The 13,723-nt window shown below is 69.8% G+C and carries 11 protein-coding genes; 1 reads left to right on the top strand and 10 read right to left on the bottom strand.

What is annotated here, in order from left to right; translation table 11 throughout:
* Positions 1–7: 7 nt before the first annotated feature.
* The 10 genes from EAT49_RS13880 to urtA all read right to left on the bottom strand — a co-directional run bounded on the left by EAT49_RS13880 (position 8) and on the right by urtA (position 11,235).
* Positions 8–805 (bottom strand): MBL fold metallo-hydrolase, encoded by a 798-nt coding sequence (locus EAT49_RS13880; protein WP_123642878.1) that lies wholly within the window; start codon positions 803–805, stop codon positions 8–10.
* The gene (locus tag EAT49_RS13875; RefSeq protein WP_425459527.1) at positions 805–1,623 is read right to left on the bottom strand and encodes a TatD family hydrolase; all 819 of its coding nucleotides are present in this window, start codon (positions 1,621–1,623) and stop codon (positions 805–807) included. The genes EAT49_RS13880 and EAT49_RS13875 overlap by 1 nt, the downstream gene beginning before the upstream one ends.
* A complete protein-coding gene (locus tag EAT49_RS13870; protein WP_123642877.1) occupies positions 1,620–2,765 on the bottom strand; it encodes a DNA polymerase III subunit delta' in 1,146 nt (381 codons plus the stop codon). Before EAT49_RS13870 ends, EAT49_RS13875 begins: the two co-directional genes overlap by 4 nt.
* 43 nt (positions 2,766–2,808) lie before the next feature.
* Positions 2,809–4,020, bottom strand: a complete 1,212-nt coding sequence (locus EAT49_RS13865) for an MFS transporter (RefSeq protein WP_123642876.1) — start codon at positions 4,018–4,020, stop codon at positions 2,809–2,811.
* A gap of 23 nt (positions 4,021–4,043) precedes the next feature.
* Positions 4,044–4,880 carry a bifunctional allantoicase/(S)-ureidoglycine aminohydrolase gene (locus tag EAT49_RS13860; protein WP_123642875.1) on the bottom strand — a complete coding sequence of 279 codons (837 nt, stop codon included), beginning with the start codon at positions 4,878–4,880 and terminating at the stop codon, positions 4,044–4,046.
* 107 nt (positions 4,881–4,987) lie between these two features.
* Positions 4,988–5,683 (bottom strand): urea ABC transporter ATP-binding subunit UrtE, encoded by a 696-nt coding sequence (urtE, locus tag EAT49_RS13855; RefSeq protein WP_123642874.1) that lies wholly within the window; start codon positions 5,681–5,683, stop codon positions 4,988–4,990.
* 3 nt (positions 5,684–5,686) lie between these two features.
* Positions 5,687–6,490 carry an urea ABC transporter ATP-binding protein UrtD gene (gene urtD, locus EAT49_RS13850; RefSeq protein ID WP_123642873.1) on the bottom strand — a complete coding sequence of 268 codons (804 nt, stop codon included), beginning with the start codon at positions 6,488–6,490 and terminating at the stop codon, positions 5,687–5,689.
* Positions 6,487–7,848 (bottom strand): ABC transporter permease subunit, encoded by a 1,362-nt coding sequence (locus EAT49_RS13845; RefSeq protein ID WP_246003852.1) that lies wholly within the window; start codon positions 7,846–7,848, stop codon positions 6,487–6,489. Before EAT49_RS13845 ends, urtD begins: the two co-directional genes overlap by 4 nt.
* Positions 7,849–7,887: 39 nt before the next feature.
* Entirely contained in the window at positions 7,888–9,825 is a 1,938-nt protein-coding gene (gene urtB, locus EAT49_RS13840) for an urea ABC transporter permease subunit UrtB (protein WP_123642872.1), read from the bottom strand.
* Positions 9,826–9,951: 126 nt separating this feature from the next.
* A complete protein-coding gene (urtA, locus tag EAT49_RS13835; protein WP_123642871.1) occupies positions 9,952–11,235 on the bottom strand; it encodes an urea ABC transporter substrate-binding protein in 1,284 nt (427 codons plus the stop codon).
* A 421-nt stretch (positions 11,236–11,656) separates the two neighbouring features.
* Here urtA and acs point away from each other — a divergent pair, with 421 nt between their 5' ends.
* Positions 11,657–13,627: an acetate--CoA ligase gene (gene acs / locus EAT49_RS13830; RefSeq protein WP_123642870.1), complete on the top strand. Its 1,971-nt coding sequence runs from the start codon at positions 11,657–11,659 to the stop codon at positions 13,625–13,627.
* Positions 13,628–13,723: the final 96 nt, after the last annotated feature.

The raw sequence follows: 13,723 nt of genomic DNA, 5'->3' as shown, positions 1-13,723 counted from the left end.
AGAGGTATCAGATCGGAAAGGAAAGGGTGAGGCCGTCATGGGCCGGCTCCACGTGGTCCGGGGTCTCGGCCCGGATCGTCTCGTAATCGAGGTCGATATGCATGTTCGTCAGCACCGCCCGCGCCGGGTCCGCCCGCGCGATCCACTCCAGCGTGCGGGCGAGATGGGCATGGGTCGGATGGGGCTCGCGGCGCAGCGCATCGACGATCCAGAGTCGCAGCCCCTCCAGCGCGGGCCAGCTTTCGGGAGGGATCTCGGCCACGTCGGGCAGGTAGGCGATATCCGCGAACCTGAAGCCCAGCGCGTCGATCGCCCCGTGGTTCACCTCGAAGGGCATGAAGGTCAGCGCGCCGCCCGCCCCCTTGACGGTGACCTCCCCGGCGATCTCGTGCAGATCGAGGATCGGCGGATAGGGAGAGCCCTCCGGTTGCACGAAAGCATAGCCGAACCGGCTGACAAGGGCATTCGACGTGTCGCCATCGGCCCAGACCGGCAGCCGTTTCCGGGTGTTGAAGACGATCTGGCGCAGGTCGTCGAGCCCGTGCACATGATCGGCATGGGCATGGGTGTAAAGGACGGCGTCCACCTCTCCGACCTCCGCGGCGAGGAGCTGGTCGCGCAGGTCGGGCGCCGTGTCGATCAGCACCCGCGTCTCGCCCGCGCCCTCGCGCCGAGTGACCAGCAGGGAACAGCGGCTGCGGCGGTTCTTCGGGTTCGCGGGATCGCAGGCACCCCAGTGCCCGCCCAGCCGCGGCACGCCGCCCGAGGAGCCGCAGCCCAGGATCCGGACGGAAAGCTCGGCCATCAGGCGGCGGCCCTGGCGAAGAGCCTGTCGAAATTGGCGCTGGTGGCGCGCGCGAACTCCGCCTCGTCGAGACCGAAGAGCTCCGCACCCACGCGGGCGGTATGGGCGACGTAGGCGGGCTCGTTGCGGCGGCCGCGATGGGGCGGCGGGGCGAGATAGGGGCTGTCGGTCTCCACGAGGATGCGCTCGAGGGGCGCCGCTGCGAAGATGTCCCGCAGCTCCTGCGACCGCGGGAAGGCCGCGATGCCCGACATTGACAGGTAGAACCCGAGGTCGAGCGCGGCCTCTGCGAGGCCGCGGCCCGAGGAGAAACAGTGCATGACGCAGGCAAAGGCGCCGTTCGCATGGCCCTCGCGCAGGATCCGGGCCATGTCCTCGTCCGCGTCCCGGGCGTGGATGATCAGCGGCAGGCCGGTCTCGCGGGCGGCGTCGATATGCACCCGCAGGCTCTCGCGCTGCACCTCGGCGCTTTCGGCGGTATAGTGGTAGTCGAGTCCGCTCTCGCCGATGCCCACGAACTTCGGATACCGGGCGAGGGCGACAAGCTCGTCCACCGTGGCCATGGGCTCCTCCGCGGCGGACATCGGGTGGGTGCCCGCGGCATAGAAGACGCCGTCGTGGGCCTCGGCGATGGCGCGCACCTGCGCCTCGTTCCGCAGGCGCGTGCAGATGGTGACCATGCGCGTGACGCCCGCGGCGCGGGCGCGGGCGATGACCTCGCAGCGCTCGTTATCGAAATCGGGAAAGTCGAGGTGGCAGTGGCTGTCCACCAGCCGCGCGGGCGCGCTCTGTCCGGATGTCATGTCGGCGGGGCTCATGGGGCGGCCTCGGCTGTCGCGACCGCGCGGGCCGTCTCCTCGATCTTCAGGAGCATATCGAGCACGAGGCTGGCAGGGTCAAGGTTGACCGCCCGGCCGCGGCGGGACCGCTCCGTCAGGCGCTGGCCGAGATCGGCCCAGGCCCGCGCCGCCCGCGCATCGGGCGCCAGCCGCGCCGCCAGCCGCGCCTCGCCGGGCGCGCCCTGCACCTCCGGGGGACCCGCGACCCCGGCGCGGGCGAGCCGCGCGATCAGCCGGTCCAGAAGGTCGAGCGTCATGTCGTAGCGTGCCTCGTTCTTCGCTCCGACGCAGGCCTCGGCGAGCCGGATCGCGACGGTGCGGTCCATCCGCGGCGCGCCGGAGACGAGCTTCACGAGATCCGCATAGAGGGAAAGCCCGTCGCCCTGCGCCAGCCGTATCGCCTCGCCCACCGAGCCGCCCGAAAGCACGGCCAGTGCGTCCGTCTCCGCCAGGTCGACGCCGGCCTGGGCGAGGGCAGCGCCGAGGTCTGCGGCCTCGAGAGGACCCAGCCGCAGTTCCCGGCAGCGCGAGCGGATGGTGGGCAGGAGCCGCGAGGGCCGGTGTGCCACCAGGAGCAGCGTCGTGAGGGCAGGCGGCTCCTCGAGGTCCTTGAGGAGCGCGTTGGCCGCGGAGACGTTCATCTCGTCCGCGGCATCCACGATCACCGCGCGCCGCCCGCCGTCGGTGGCGGAGAGGTGAAAGAACTTCTTCATGCCCCGCACGACGTCGGCGCGGATCTCGGCGGACAGCCTGTCGCCCCGGTCGTTCGGCCCGCGCCGGACGAGGTGCAGCCGCGGATGGGCGCCCGCCGCCACCAGACGCGCATCGGGATGATCGGGCGGGATGGCAAGGCTCTCGGGCGGCGGCGGTGCGCCGAAGAGGCCCGCCTCCCCGGTCGCGGCGGGCTGCGCCACGAGAAAGGTCGCGATTTTCCAGGCGAGCGTCGCCTTGCCCACGCCGCGCGGGCCCGAGATCAGCCAGCCCGAATGGAGGCGTCCGGAGGCGAAGGCCTCGAGAAAGGCCGCCTCTGCGGCGGCCTGTCCGTAAAGGCGCGGGGTGTCCCGGGGGTGCGGCGCACCGGGCAGGCGGTCGGGTTCGGGAAGATCGGCGGGATCGGCCATGCTCCCTCTTGGCGCAGGCGGGGCCCGTGTGCAATCGGTCCCGTCAGCCGGGCAGGGGCGCGGGCGCGCGCGCGGCCCGTTCGTGTCGGGCCGAGGCGAGGGCCGAGACCAGCGCCGCCACGGCAAGGCCCCCGAGCAGCAGGACCGTGCCGCTCCAGTCCCCCGCGGCGACGCGGGCCGAGGCCATCAGCGGCGGGCCGGCGAGCTGGCCCAGATTGGTCGCCATCACCATCAGCCCGGTCAGCACGCCGACAAGGGCGGGCGAGGGCGCATAGACCGGAGCGGCGGCCAGCGCGGCGGCGGGGATCAGGCCGCCCGCAAGCCCGAAGAGCACCAGCAGCGCCAGCCGCAGAGCGTCGGGCAGGCCCGCGCTGAAGACGAGAAGCTCCACGCAGAGCATCCCCAGCGAGCCCAGTGCCAGCAGCCGCCAGATCGGCGCTCCGCGCCCCAGCGCCCGCGCAGCCAGCAGGTTGCCGCCCGCATTGGCCATCAGCACCATCGCGGTAACGAGCGCCGCCGCCAGCGGCCCGGTCGCCCGCGTATCGGCAAGGATCGTGGGCAGCCAGGTCATCATGCCGAGGTGCTGCGCGGCATAGAGCCCGTAGCAGACCGCCGCGAGCACCGCGCCGGTCCGTCCGAGATCGAGCGCGAGGCTCGCGCCAAGGGACCGTCCCCCGTCGCGCCGCCCCTCGCCGCCATCGCCCGCGCCCGTCGCTCGAAGGACGATCCCCGCCCAGAGCAGAGTGATCCCCGCCGCGATCAGCCAGACCGGCCGCCAGCCGAAGGGGCCGGTCATCAGCGCCGAGACCAGCAGCATGGCGGTGAAGCCAAGCGGCATGAAGGTTGCCCAGCGCGCCATGGCGCGGCGGCGGTCGGCCTCGGAAGTGGCCCGCGCGATCAGGATACCACCCGCGACGGTGGTCGCGGTAAAGCCGATCCCCTCGACGAAGCGCGCGAGCAGCATCAGCGCGGGCGCGGTGGCGAGGCTGCCCGCGAGGCTCCCGAAGGCGAGCGCCAGAAGTCCTCCGACGAGGGTCCGGCGCGGGCCGGCCCTGTCCGCGAGCCCGCCCGCGACGAGCCCGGTGAGGGTGCCCACGGCGGAGATGGTGGAGGCGATCCACCCGGCCATCACGAGCCCCGCGCCAAGGTCCTCGCGGATCGCCCCGATGGCGGGCGGCAGCTTGCCGATATGCATGGCCGCGACCACGCCCGCGCCGAAGGCGATGCCCACCATCCGCCAGTTGGTCCCTGTCATCCCGGTTCCCTTCCGCGCGGCGGTCAGCCGCGCGGGCCGAAGGGGCGCAGGCGCGGGTGGCGGTTCACGTCCTTGTAGAGCAGATAACGAAAGGGCTCCGGCCCGCCCGCATAGCAGGCCTGGGGGCAGAAGGCGCGCAACCACATGTAATCGCCCGCCTCGACCTCGACCCAGTCGCGGTTGAGCCGGTAGACGCCCTTGCCCTGCAGAACGTAGAGCCCGTGCTCCATGACATGGGTCTCCATGAAGGGGATCACGGCGCCGGGCTCGAGCGTGACGATGGTGACATGCATGTCGTGGCGCAGGTCGGCGGGATCCATGAAGCGCGTGGTGGCCCAGCGGCCTTCCGTGCCCGCCATGGGGCTCGGCGCCACCTCCGCGTCGGACGTCACGAAGGCGTCCGGCGCTTCGAGGCCCGGGGCAGGCTCCCAGGCCTTCCTCAGCCAGTGGAAGGACAGGGTGTCCGTGCCGCTATTGCGCAGCGTCCAGTCGGTGCCCGGGGGCAGGTAGGCAAAGCTGCCGGGCGCGAGCGCGCGCTCGGCGCCGTCGAGAGCGAGGGTGCCCGTGCCCGCGGTGACGAAGAGCGCGCCCTCGGCCTCGGGATCGGGCTCGGGGCGTTCCGAGCCGCCGCCGGGCGCGACCTCCATGACGTAATGGCTGAAGGTCTCGGCAAAGCCCGACAGCGGCCGCGCGAGGATCCAGAGCCGGGTTCGGTCCCAGTGGGGCAGGGCGCTCGCGGTGATGTCCTGCATCGTGCCGCGGGGCAGGACGGCATAGGCCTCGGTAAAGACCGCGCGGCCGGTCAGAAGCTGGTCCTGTGGGGCGTGTCCGCCGAGGGCGGAGAAATAGCTGTGCGTCATGGGATGTTCTTGGCCCATCGCGCGGGGGCCGGCAACGGGGGAGGCTTCGGAACGGCGGGCGGCGGGCTGGAAATCCGCCCTGCGGACGGCGGCGGCGGGTGTCCCGCCTAGATCGACACGGCGGAGAGAAGCTTCTCGCGGTCGAGCGCGGCCTTGTCGGTGCGGAAGCTGACCTCGCCGCGTGTGAGCACGGTGAAGCGGTCGGCAAGGCCCACGGCGAAGTCGAAATACTGCTCCACCAGCACGATCGCCATCTCGCCTTCGGCGCGCAGGGTCTCGATCACGCGGCCGATCTGCTGGATGATGTTGGGCTGGATGCCCTCGGTGGGCTCGTCGAGGAGCAGCACGCGAGGCCGGGTGATCAGCGCGCGCGCGATGGCGAGCTGCTGCTGCTGGCCGCCCGAAAGATCGCCTCCTCGGCGGGCGAGAAAATCCTTCAGGATCGGGAACAGCTCGAAGATGCGTCCCGGGATGCCGCGCTCGCCCCGCGGCAGACAGGCATAGGCCGTCTCGAGGTTCTCCCTGACCGTCAGCAGGGGAAAGATCTCGCGGCCCTGGGGCACATAGGCGATGCCCGCCCGTGCGGCGGCATAGGCCGAGGGATGGCCGAGATCGCGGCCGTCGAGGGTGATCCGGCCATCGCGGAACGGATGGCGCCCGGCGATGGCCTTCAGCAGCGAGGTCTTGCCGACGCCGTTGGTGCCCATGACGGCGGTGACTTCGCCGGGGGCGGCGGTCAGGGAAATGCCGTGGAGGATCTGGCTCTGGCCGTAGCGGAGGGTGAGGTTCGACACGTCGAGCATGGATCAGCGCCCCAGGTAGACGTCGATCACCCGCTGGTCGCGGGTGACGTGATCGAGAGAGCCCTCGGCCAGCACCGAGCCCTCGTGCAGGACGGTCACTCGGCATTCGAGGCGGCGGACGAATTCCATGTCATGCTCCACGACGACGACGGCGTGCTTCTCGGCGGCGCGCTTCAGCAGGTCGGTGGTATGCTCGCGCTCCGCCGGAGTCATGCCGGCGGCGGGTTCGTCCACGAGGAGGAGGCGCGGGTCCTGCGCCAGCAACATGCCGATTTCCAGCCATTGCTTCTGCCCGTGGGAAAGCTCCCCGGACAGGCGGTCGAGCTCTCCCGCAAGGCCGATCTCGGCGGCGAGTTCGGAGATGCGGGCGGCGACGTCGGGGCCGGGGCGGAAGAACAGCACGTCGAAGGGCGAGCGCGGCGCCTTCAGCGCCATGGCGAGGTTGGCGCGCACGGTCTGGGCCTCGAAGACCGTGGGCTTCTGGAACTTGCGGCCGATGCCGGCGCGGGCGATCTCGGATTCCGACATCTTCAGCAGGTTCAGGCTCTTCTCGCCCCAGAGGACGCGACCCTCGTCGGGCCGGGTCTTGCCGGTGACGATGTCCATGAAGGTCGTCTTGCCGGCGCCGTTCGGTCCGATGATGGCGCGCAGTTCCGGCTCGCCGATGCTGATCGAGAGGTTGTTGATCGCCCTGAAGCCGTCGAAGGTGACCGACACGCCCGAGACCTCGAGGAGCGTCGCGCCCGGGCGGCGGGCGCGCTCTCCGCGCTCGTGCGAGCGCGGTTCGCTTTCGGTGAGCGCCGTCATGTCCGCGCCTCCTCGTCCTCGGGGCCTTCCTCGGCGCGGCGGCTGCCCGCGTCCGGGCCGTAGTCGCCCTCGCGGTCGGCCTCGGGCTTGCGCACGAGGAAATCGAAGAGCCCGCCGATGCCCTTGGGCGCGAAGAGGGTGACGAGGACGAAGGAGAGCCCGAGCAGCACGAGCCACCAGTCCGTCCAGAGGATCCTGTAGAAGCCGAGGTCGAGGGGCGGCGCGCCGCCCCCGGTGAACCAGGACGACAGCAGCGAGACGAAGGCCGCGCCGATGGCCGCGCCGTAAAGCCGCCCGCGCCCGCCGATGGCGACCCAGACCGCGAGGTAGATCGAGGCGATGGGCGCGATCTCCGCCGGGTTGATGATGCCCGCCTGGGGATAATAGAGCGCGCCTGCGAGCCCGCAGACCACCGCCGTCAGGGTGAAGACGAAGAGCTTGAACCCCTCCACCGGGTAACCCAGGAACCGCACCCGGCTCTCGTTGTCGCGGATGCCGCGGATCACCGAGCCCATCTTGCCGGATACGATCCACGAGAAGAGCAGGTAACCGGCGGCGAAGGCGAGTGCGGAGGCCCAGAAGAAGGCGAGCGAGATCACCGCCTGGGAGGTCTGCTCGTGGCCGGGGATGTTCTGCAGGCCCGAGAGACCGTTGTTGCCCCTGAGCCCGCTGTCGTTCTGGAAGAGGTAGAGCGAGAGCGCCAGCGTCATCGCCTGGGTCAGGATCGAGAGATAGACGCCCGTCACCCGGCTGCGGAAGGCGAGCCAGCCGAAGACCAGCGCCAGAAGGCCGGGCACCAGCACGACGAGCGCCAGCTGCAGCGTCAGCGAATGGGCGAATCCCCAGATCGGCGGCAGGTCGGAGGAGCCGACCACGCCGAAGATCTGGCTGCCGATGGCGTTCTGTATCTCCTGCGGCGTGGCCGGGATGGGCTGGCTCGCGAGGTTCTCGAGCACGATGGCCTCGGTCCGGGCATACATCAGCCACTGCCCGATCATGTATCCGCCGAGGCCGAAGAAGGCCATGTGACCGAGGCTGAGGATCCCGGTGTAGCCCCAGACCACGTCCATCGCGATGGCCGCGAGGCAGAGGCAGAGCGTCTTGCCCAGGGTCTTGACGAAGGAGGTCGAGATCGTGCCGGTGCCCGCGGCCTCGGACATGATCGTGACGGCGAAGCAGAAGAGGAACAGGAGGCCGAGAACCCAGTATTTCGGCTTGCCGGTTTCGCCGTGGTCTGCACGGCGACCCGCCGGGGGAGGCGCTGCCTCCCCGTCGCCATTGTCACTCGGACCAATGGCGCGACCATGGCGACCCCCACCGGGATATTTGCGGCCCAAGGAATGAGGGGTGTCGGTCATGAAGGCCTGCCGGTGTTCGGATCGATCGGGGTCATGGGATCAGTCGCCCGCGGCGCGGCCCTTGAGGGCCACGATGCCCTTGGGGCGGAACTGGATGAACAGGATGATGAAGATCACCATGTAGGTTTGCGCGGCGAGGGTGTTGGAGGGATTGAACCACTCGATTCCCTTCTGCAGCCCGCCGATCAGCGACGCTCCGGCGAGGGTGCCCCAGACGTTGCCGACGCCGCCCACGACCACTGTCATGAAGCTCTGGACGATGTAGCTCGAGCCCATCTCGGAGGTGACCTGTGCGTAAAGCCCGATGGCCACGCCCGCGATCCCCGCGATGCCCGACCCGAGTCCGAAGGTCAGCATGTTGATCCGGTCCGGGTCGATCCCCATGGAGGCCGCCATGCCGGGGTTCTGGGTCACCGCGCGGACCTCGAGGCCGAGGCGGGTGCGGTTCAGCAGGAACAAGAGGAGGGCGAGGAAGATCAGCGCCAGCACGAAGATCGCGATGCGGATGTAGCTGATCTGGATCACGTCGTTCACGGCCCAGGCGCCCGCAAGCCAGTCCGGCGAGGTGAGCGGCCGGGCCTGGGTGCCGAAGATGTTCTTGGCCAGCTGCTGCAGGGCGATGGAGATGCCGAAGGTGGCGAGCAGGGTTTCGAGCGGACGGTGGTAGAGAAAGCGGATCACCGAGCGTTCCAGCGCCACGCCTGCACCGAAGGTCACCACGAACGCGAGCGGCAGGGCGATGGCGAGGCTCAGCGTGTAGTCGGGCACGAAGAGTTGCACGACGTAGCCGGTGTAGGCGCCCATCATGATGAACTCGCCGTGGGCCATGTTGATCACGCCCATCACGCCGAAGGTGATGGCGAGGCCGATGGCGGCGAGAAAGTAGATCGACATGAGCGACAGCCCGTCGAGCGTCCGGTCCGCGACCTGCCCGAGGCCGACCCGGGTCTGGATGCCCGACAGGACGCGTCGGGCGGCGTCGGTGATGGCCTCGTCGGGTTCCAGATAGGACTCGAAGAAGACGTGTGAGGTCACCGCCCCGGCGATCGCCTCGGGCGGGATCCGGCGCGGCACGGCGCCCGCCTCGGCCAGCGCGTCGTAGGCGCGCAGCCGCTCGGCGGGGTCGCCCAGAAGGGCCACGGGCACGCCCGCCACGGTACCGCCGTCTATGTTCTGCGTGAGCGCCGTGTAGATCTCGGCGTCGGTCGGGTTGGCTTGGGCGAGGCCCTCGGACACCAAGATCCCGTAGGCAGCCGCCTCGGTCAGGTCGCGGCCCGGCTCCAGGACGCGGGCGATGTTCGCCTCCGGCAGGTCCGTGGCCACGCCCGCCTCGGTCGCGAGGATGCGGTTCAGCGCCGCGCGGACCTCCACCGAGAGCGAGCCCGTCAGGTCCTCGATGGCGGCGATCCGCTCCTCGGGCGTGTCGCCGTAGGTGGCGGCCAGCAGGTCCGCAAGCTGTTCCTTGCGGGCCTTCAGCGCCGGGTCGGGCTCGGTGTCGACCGAGGCGCGCAGGGGCGCCAGGTGATCCTCGGACGGAGACCGGGCGATGGCCTCGACCGCGGTCCGTCGCCGCGAGATGTCCGGGTCCGAAAGCTGGAAGGCCACCAGCGCCCCGGCGATCTCGCGCTGCACGCCGCCGTTGGGGCGGATCTGCTCCAGGTCGTCGGCGGAGACGCCTTCGGTCGCAGCACCGGTGTCGATGTCGATCAGGGTATAGGTCCGGTCGCCGGTGTCCTCGGCATAGTAGAAGCGCCCGTCCGACAGGCGCTGCCAGACCTCGCGGTCGCGGTAGCGCTCGAGGAAGGTCGCCGTCTCCGGCGCGCCCGAGGCGGAGATATCCGCAAGCAGGACGCCCACGCTGCGCCGGGAGGGAGAGGCTGCCTCCTCGGCATGGGTCTGCAGGACGCTCTGCACGTCCTGGGCGAGAACCGCCGCCGGAAGCAGAAGCAGGGCCGCGAGGATCTTCAGGAGGCGCATCCGGGTCCGTTCGGGTCATGGGTCGGGGGAGGAGAGGGGCGAAAGGCCCCGGTCCGCCAGGGAGGAGAGGGCGGGCCGGGGTCGGCCGGCGCGCGGCAGGGAGATCCGCGCGCCGGAGATCGCGCGTCAGTAGTTCGAGGTCAGCTGCACGCAGGTCTGGGTCTCGGTGTTGTACATGCCGCAGCCCAGCTCCTGCCAGTCCGACATCAGCACCGCGCTTTCGGGAAGGAAGTCGGTCCAGGCATCACCGGGGACCGGTTCGGTCTGGCTGATGATGTCGAACATCCCGTCGGCGCGGATCTCGCCGATAAGCACCGGCTTCGACAGGTGGTGGTTCGGGTTCATCACCGCCGTGCCGCCGGTCAGGTTCGGGAATTCCTGTCCCCACATGGCCTCGCGCACGGCGTCCACATCTGTGGTGCCGGCCTCGGTCACCGCGTTCACCCACATGTTGAAGCCGATGTAATGGGCCTCCATGGGATCGTTGGTCACGCGGTCGGTGGTGCCGATGAACTCGTGCCAGGCGGCGATGAACTCGGCGTTCTCCGGGGTGTCGGCGGTCATGAAGTAGTTCCACGCCGCGAGGTGGCCGACGAGGTTCGTCGTGTCGAGGCCCGACAGCTCCTCCTCGCCCACGGAGAAGGCGACGACGGGAATGTCGGCCGAGTCGATGCCCGCGGCGGCGAGTTCCTTGTAGAAGCCCACGTTGGCGTCGCCGTTGATGGTGGAGATCACGCCCACCTGGCTGCCGTCGGCCGACAGCTCCACCACGTCTGCCACGATCGACGACCAGTCGTTGTGGCTGAAGGGCGTGTAGTTGACGAAGATGTTCTCGGCGGGGATGCCGGCATCCTGCAGATACTGCTCGAGGATGTTGTTCGTGGTGCGCGGATAGACGTAGTCGGTGCCCAGAAGCGCGAACTTCTCGACGCCCAGCTCCTCGAGGAAGTAGTCCACCGCGGGGATCGCCTGCTGGTTCGGCGCGGCGCCGGTGTAGAAGACGTTCCGGCTCGATTCCTCGCCCTCGTACTGCACGGGGTAGAACATCAGACCGTTCAGCTCTTCGAGCACGGGCAGGACGGACTTGCGGCTGACCGAGGTCCAGGAGCCGAAGATCACGTCGACCTCGTCCACGGTCAGCAGTTCGCGGGCGCGCTCGGCGAAGAGCGGCCAGTCGGAGGCGGGGTCCACGACCACGGCCTCGATGTCGCAGCCCAGAAGGCCGCCGGCGGCGTTCTGCTGCTCGACGAGCATCAGCATCACGTCCTTGAGCGTGGTCTCGGAAATCGCCATCGAGCCCGAGAGCGAGTGCAGCACGCCGACCTTGATCGGGCAGGCCGTCTCCTGCGCCGAGGCGGCGAGGCCCGATGCGAGAAGCGCGGCGGCGGAAAGGGCGGTTGTCGTCTTCATCTGGCAGTTATCCCCCAGTGGCGGCTCCTGTCGGCCGGGCCTTCGACCGGTCCCGGGGGAGGAGCGCGGAGCCGGTGGTCTCCTCCCGATGCGGGCAGCGCGCCCGTCTGTCTGCGGACTACACAGAGGCGCAGGACCGGGCGGACTCCTTTCGGGAGGTCCGGCGGGGCGCATCGGCGCAGGTGCCTTCATTTTGTGCATGTCGCGCCGTCGCTGCCTCATCCTGCGGCGCAGCATGGCCGCCGGTCCGCCTCCTCCTCTGCGCGGATTCTCATCCGATCCGCCGCCCGGGTGTTCCCATTTCCCGCCGATCCCGGTTTACTGCGTCCCGCGCCCCGGCCCGCAGGCCCGTCGGGGCGGAGGAGGGGACGCAGGGCCGGACCTGCAATGAAGGGCGCCTGACGCCGCCAAGGGAGGATCCATGAACACCGCCGCCAAGACCGCCGCCGCCGTCTATCCGCCCCGCAAGGAGTTCGCGCAGACGGCCCATGTCGACGCCGACCGCTACGCCGAGCTCTATGCCGCCTCGGTCGCCGATCCCGAGGCCTTCTGGCGCGAGGAAGGCAAGCGGATCGACTGGATCAGGCCCTACGAGACGGTGAAGAACACGGATTTCACCCTCGGGCAGGTCTCGATCAGGTGGTTCGAGGACGGCACGCTGAACGTCTGCGCCAACTGCGTGGATCGCCACCTCGAGACCCGCGGCGACCGGACCGCGATCATCTGGGAACCGGACGACCCGAAGGACGCGCCGAAGCACATCAGCTACCGCGAACTCCACGGCCATGTCTGCCGGATGGCGAACATTCTCGAGGACATGGGGGTCAGGAAGGGCGACCGGGTGGTGATCTACCTGCCTATGATCCCCGAGGCGGCCTATGCCATGCTCGCCTGCGCCCGGATCGGCGCCGTGCACTCGGTGGTCTTCGCGGGCTTCTCGCCCGACGCGCTGGGCGCCCGGATCAACGGCTGCGACGCCAAGGTCGTGATCACAGCCGACTACGCGCCCCGCGGCGGCAAGAAGACCGCGCTCAAGTCCAACACCGACAAGGCGCTGCTGCACGCCAAGGACAGCGTGAAGGTCCTGATGGTGCGCCGCACTGGCGAGCAGACCAGCTGGGTCCAGGGCCGCGATCACGACTACAACGAACTGGCGCTCGAGGCCGACGACGTCAGTGGCTGCGTGGAGATGGGCGCCGAGGACCCGCTCTTCATCCTCTACACCAGCGGGTCCACGGGCCAGCCCAAGGGCGTGGTCCATACCTCGGGCGGTTACATCGTCTACACGGCGATGACGCACGAATATGTCTTCGACTACCACGAGGGCGACGTCTTCTGGTGCACCGCCGATGTCGGCTGGGTCACCGGGCACAGCTACATCGTCTACGGGCCGCTGGCGAACGGCGCCACCACGCTGATGTTCGAGGGCGTGCCCACCTGGCCCGACGCGGGTCGGTTCTGGGAGGTCTGCGCGCGGCACAAGGTCAACCAGTTCTACTCCGCCCCGACCGCCATCCGGGCCCTGATCGGGCAGGGGACCGAGTGGGTGGAGAAGCACGACCTCTCGAGCCTGAAGCTCCTCGGGACCGTGGGCGAGCCGATCAACCCCGAGGCCTGGAACTGGTACAACGAGGTCGTGGGCAAGGGCCATCTGCCCATCGTCGACACCTGGTGGCAGACGGAAACCGGCGGGCATCTCCTGACGCCGCTCCCCGGCGCCACGCCGCTCAAGCCGGGCTCGGCGACGAAGCCCTTCTTCGGCGTCCAGCCCGTCATCCTCGATCCTCACACGGGCGAGGAGATCACCACGAACCCCGCCGAGGGCGTGCTCTGCCTCAAGGACAGCTGGCCCGCGCAGATGCGCACCGTCTGGGGCGATCACGAGCGGTTCGAGAAGACCTATTTCTCCGACTACAAGGGATACTACTTCTCCGGCGACGGCTGCCGCCGGGATGCGGACGGCGATTACTGGATCACCGGCCGCGTGGACGACGTGATCAACGTCTCGGGCCACCGCATGGGAACCGCCGAGGTGGAAAGCGCGCTCGTGGCGCACGAGACCGTGGCCGAGGCCGCGGTCGTGGGCTACCCGCACGAGATCAAGGGGCAGGGCATCTACTGCTACGTCACCCTGATGAACGGGGTCGAGCCGACGGACGAGCTGAAGGCCGAGCTCCAGAAATGGGTCCGGACCGAGATCGGCCCCATCGCGAAACCGGACGTGATCCAGTGGGCGCCGGGCCTGCCCAAGACCCGCTCGGGCAAGATCATGCGCCGCATCCTGCGCAAGATCGCCGAGAACGACACGGGCAGCCTCGGCGACACCTCGACCCTGGCCGATCCTTCGGTGGTGGACGACCTCATCGCCAACCGCGCCGGCCGCGAGGGCTGAGGCGCGCGCATTGATGGAATCCCCTCATTTCCGGATGCCGGGATTCCGTCACCACTGAAAGGGAACGGCCCACGCGCGTTGACAGCCGCGCGCCCG

It is taken from the genome of Histidinibacterium lentulum, assembly GCF_003789055.1.
Taxonomy (GTDB): Bacteria; Pseudomonadota; Alphaproteobacteria; order Rhodobacterales; family Rhodobacteraceae; genus Oceanicola; species Oceanicola lentulus.
This window is presented reverse-complemented; position numbering and strand designations above follow the sequence as displayed.

Coding starts and splice junctions, on each gene's coding strand:
- EAT49_RS13865 (WP_123642876.1), bottom strand. CDS start 4,020: ATGACAGGGACCAACTGGCGGATGGTGGGCATCGCCTTCGGCGCGGGC.
- EAT49_RS13880 (WP_123642878.1), bottom strand. CDS start 805: ATGGCCGAGCTTTCCGTCCGGATCCTGGGCTGCGGCTCCTCGGGCGGC.
- EAT49_RS13875 (WP_425459527.1), bottom strand. CDS start 1,623: ATGAGCCCCGCCGACATGACATCCGGACAGAGCGCGCCCGCGCGGCTG.
- urtD (WP_123642873.1), bottom strand. CDS start 6,490: ATGACGGCGCTCACCGAAAGCGAACCGCGCTCGCACGAGCGCGGAGAG.
- EAT49_RS13870 (WP_123642877.1), bottom strand. CDS start 2,765: ATGGCCGATCCCGCCGATCTTCCCGAACCCGACCGCCTGCCCGGTGCG.
- urtA (WP_123642871.1), bottom strand. CDS start 11,235: ATGAAGACGACAACCGCCCTTTCCGCCGCCGCGCTTCTCGCATCGGGC.
- EAT49_RS13860 (WP_123642875.1), bottom strand. CDS start 4,880: ATGACGCACAGCTATTTCTCCGCCCTCGGCGGACACGCCCCACAGGAC.
- urtE (WP_123642874.1), bottom strand. CDS start 5,683: ATGCTCGACGTGTCGAACCTCACCCTCCGCTACGGCCAGAGCCAGATC.
- EAT49_RS13845 (WP_246003852.1), bottom strand. CDS start 7,848: ATGACCGACACCCCTCATTCCTTGGGCCGCAAATATCCCGGTGGGGGT.
- acs (WP_123642870.1), top strand. CDS start 11,657: ATGAACACCGCCGCCAAGACCGCCGCCGCCGTCTATCCGCCCCGCAAG.
- urtB (WP_123642872.1), bottom strand. CDS start 9,825: ATGCGCCTCCTGAAGATCCTCGCGGCCCTGCTTCTGCTTCCGGCGGCG.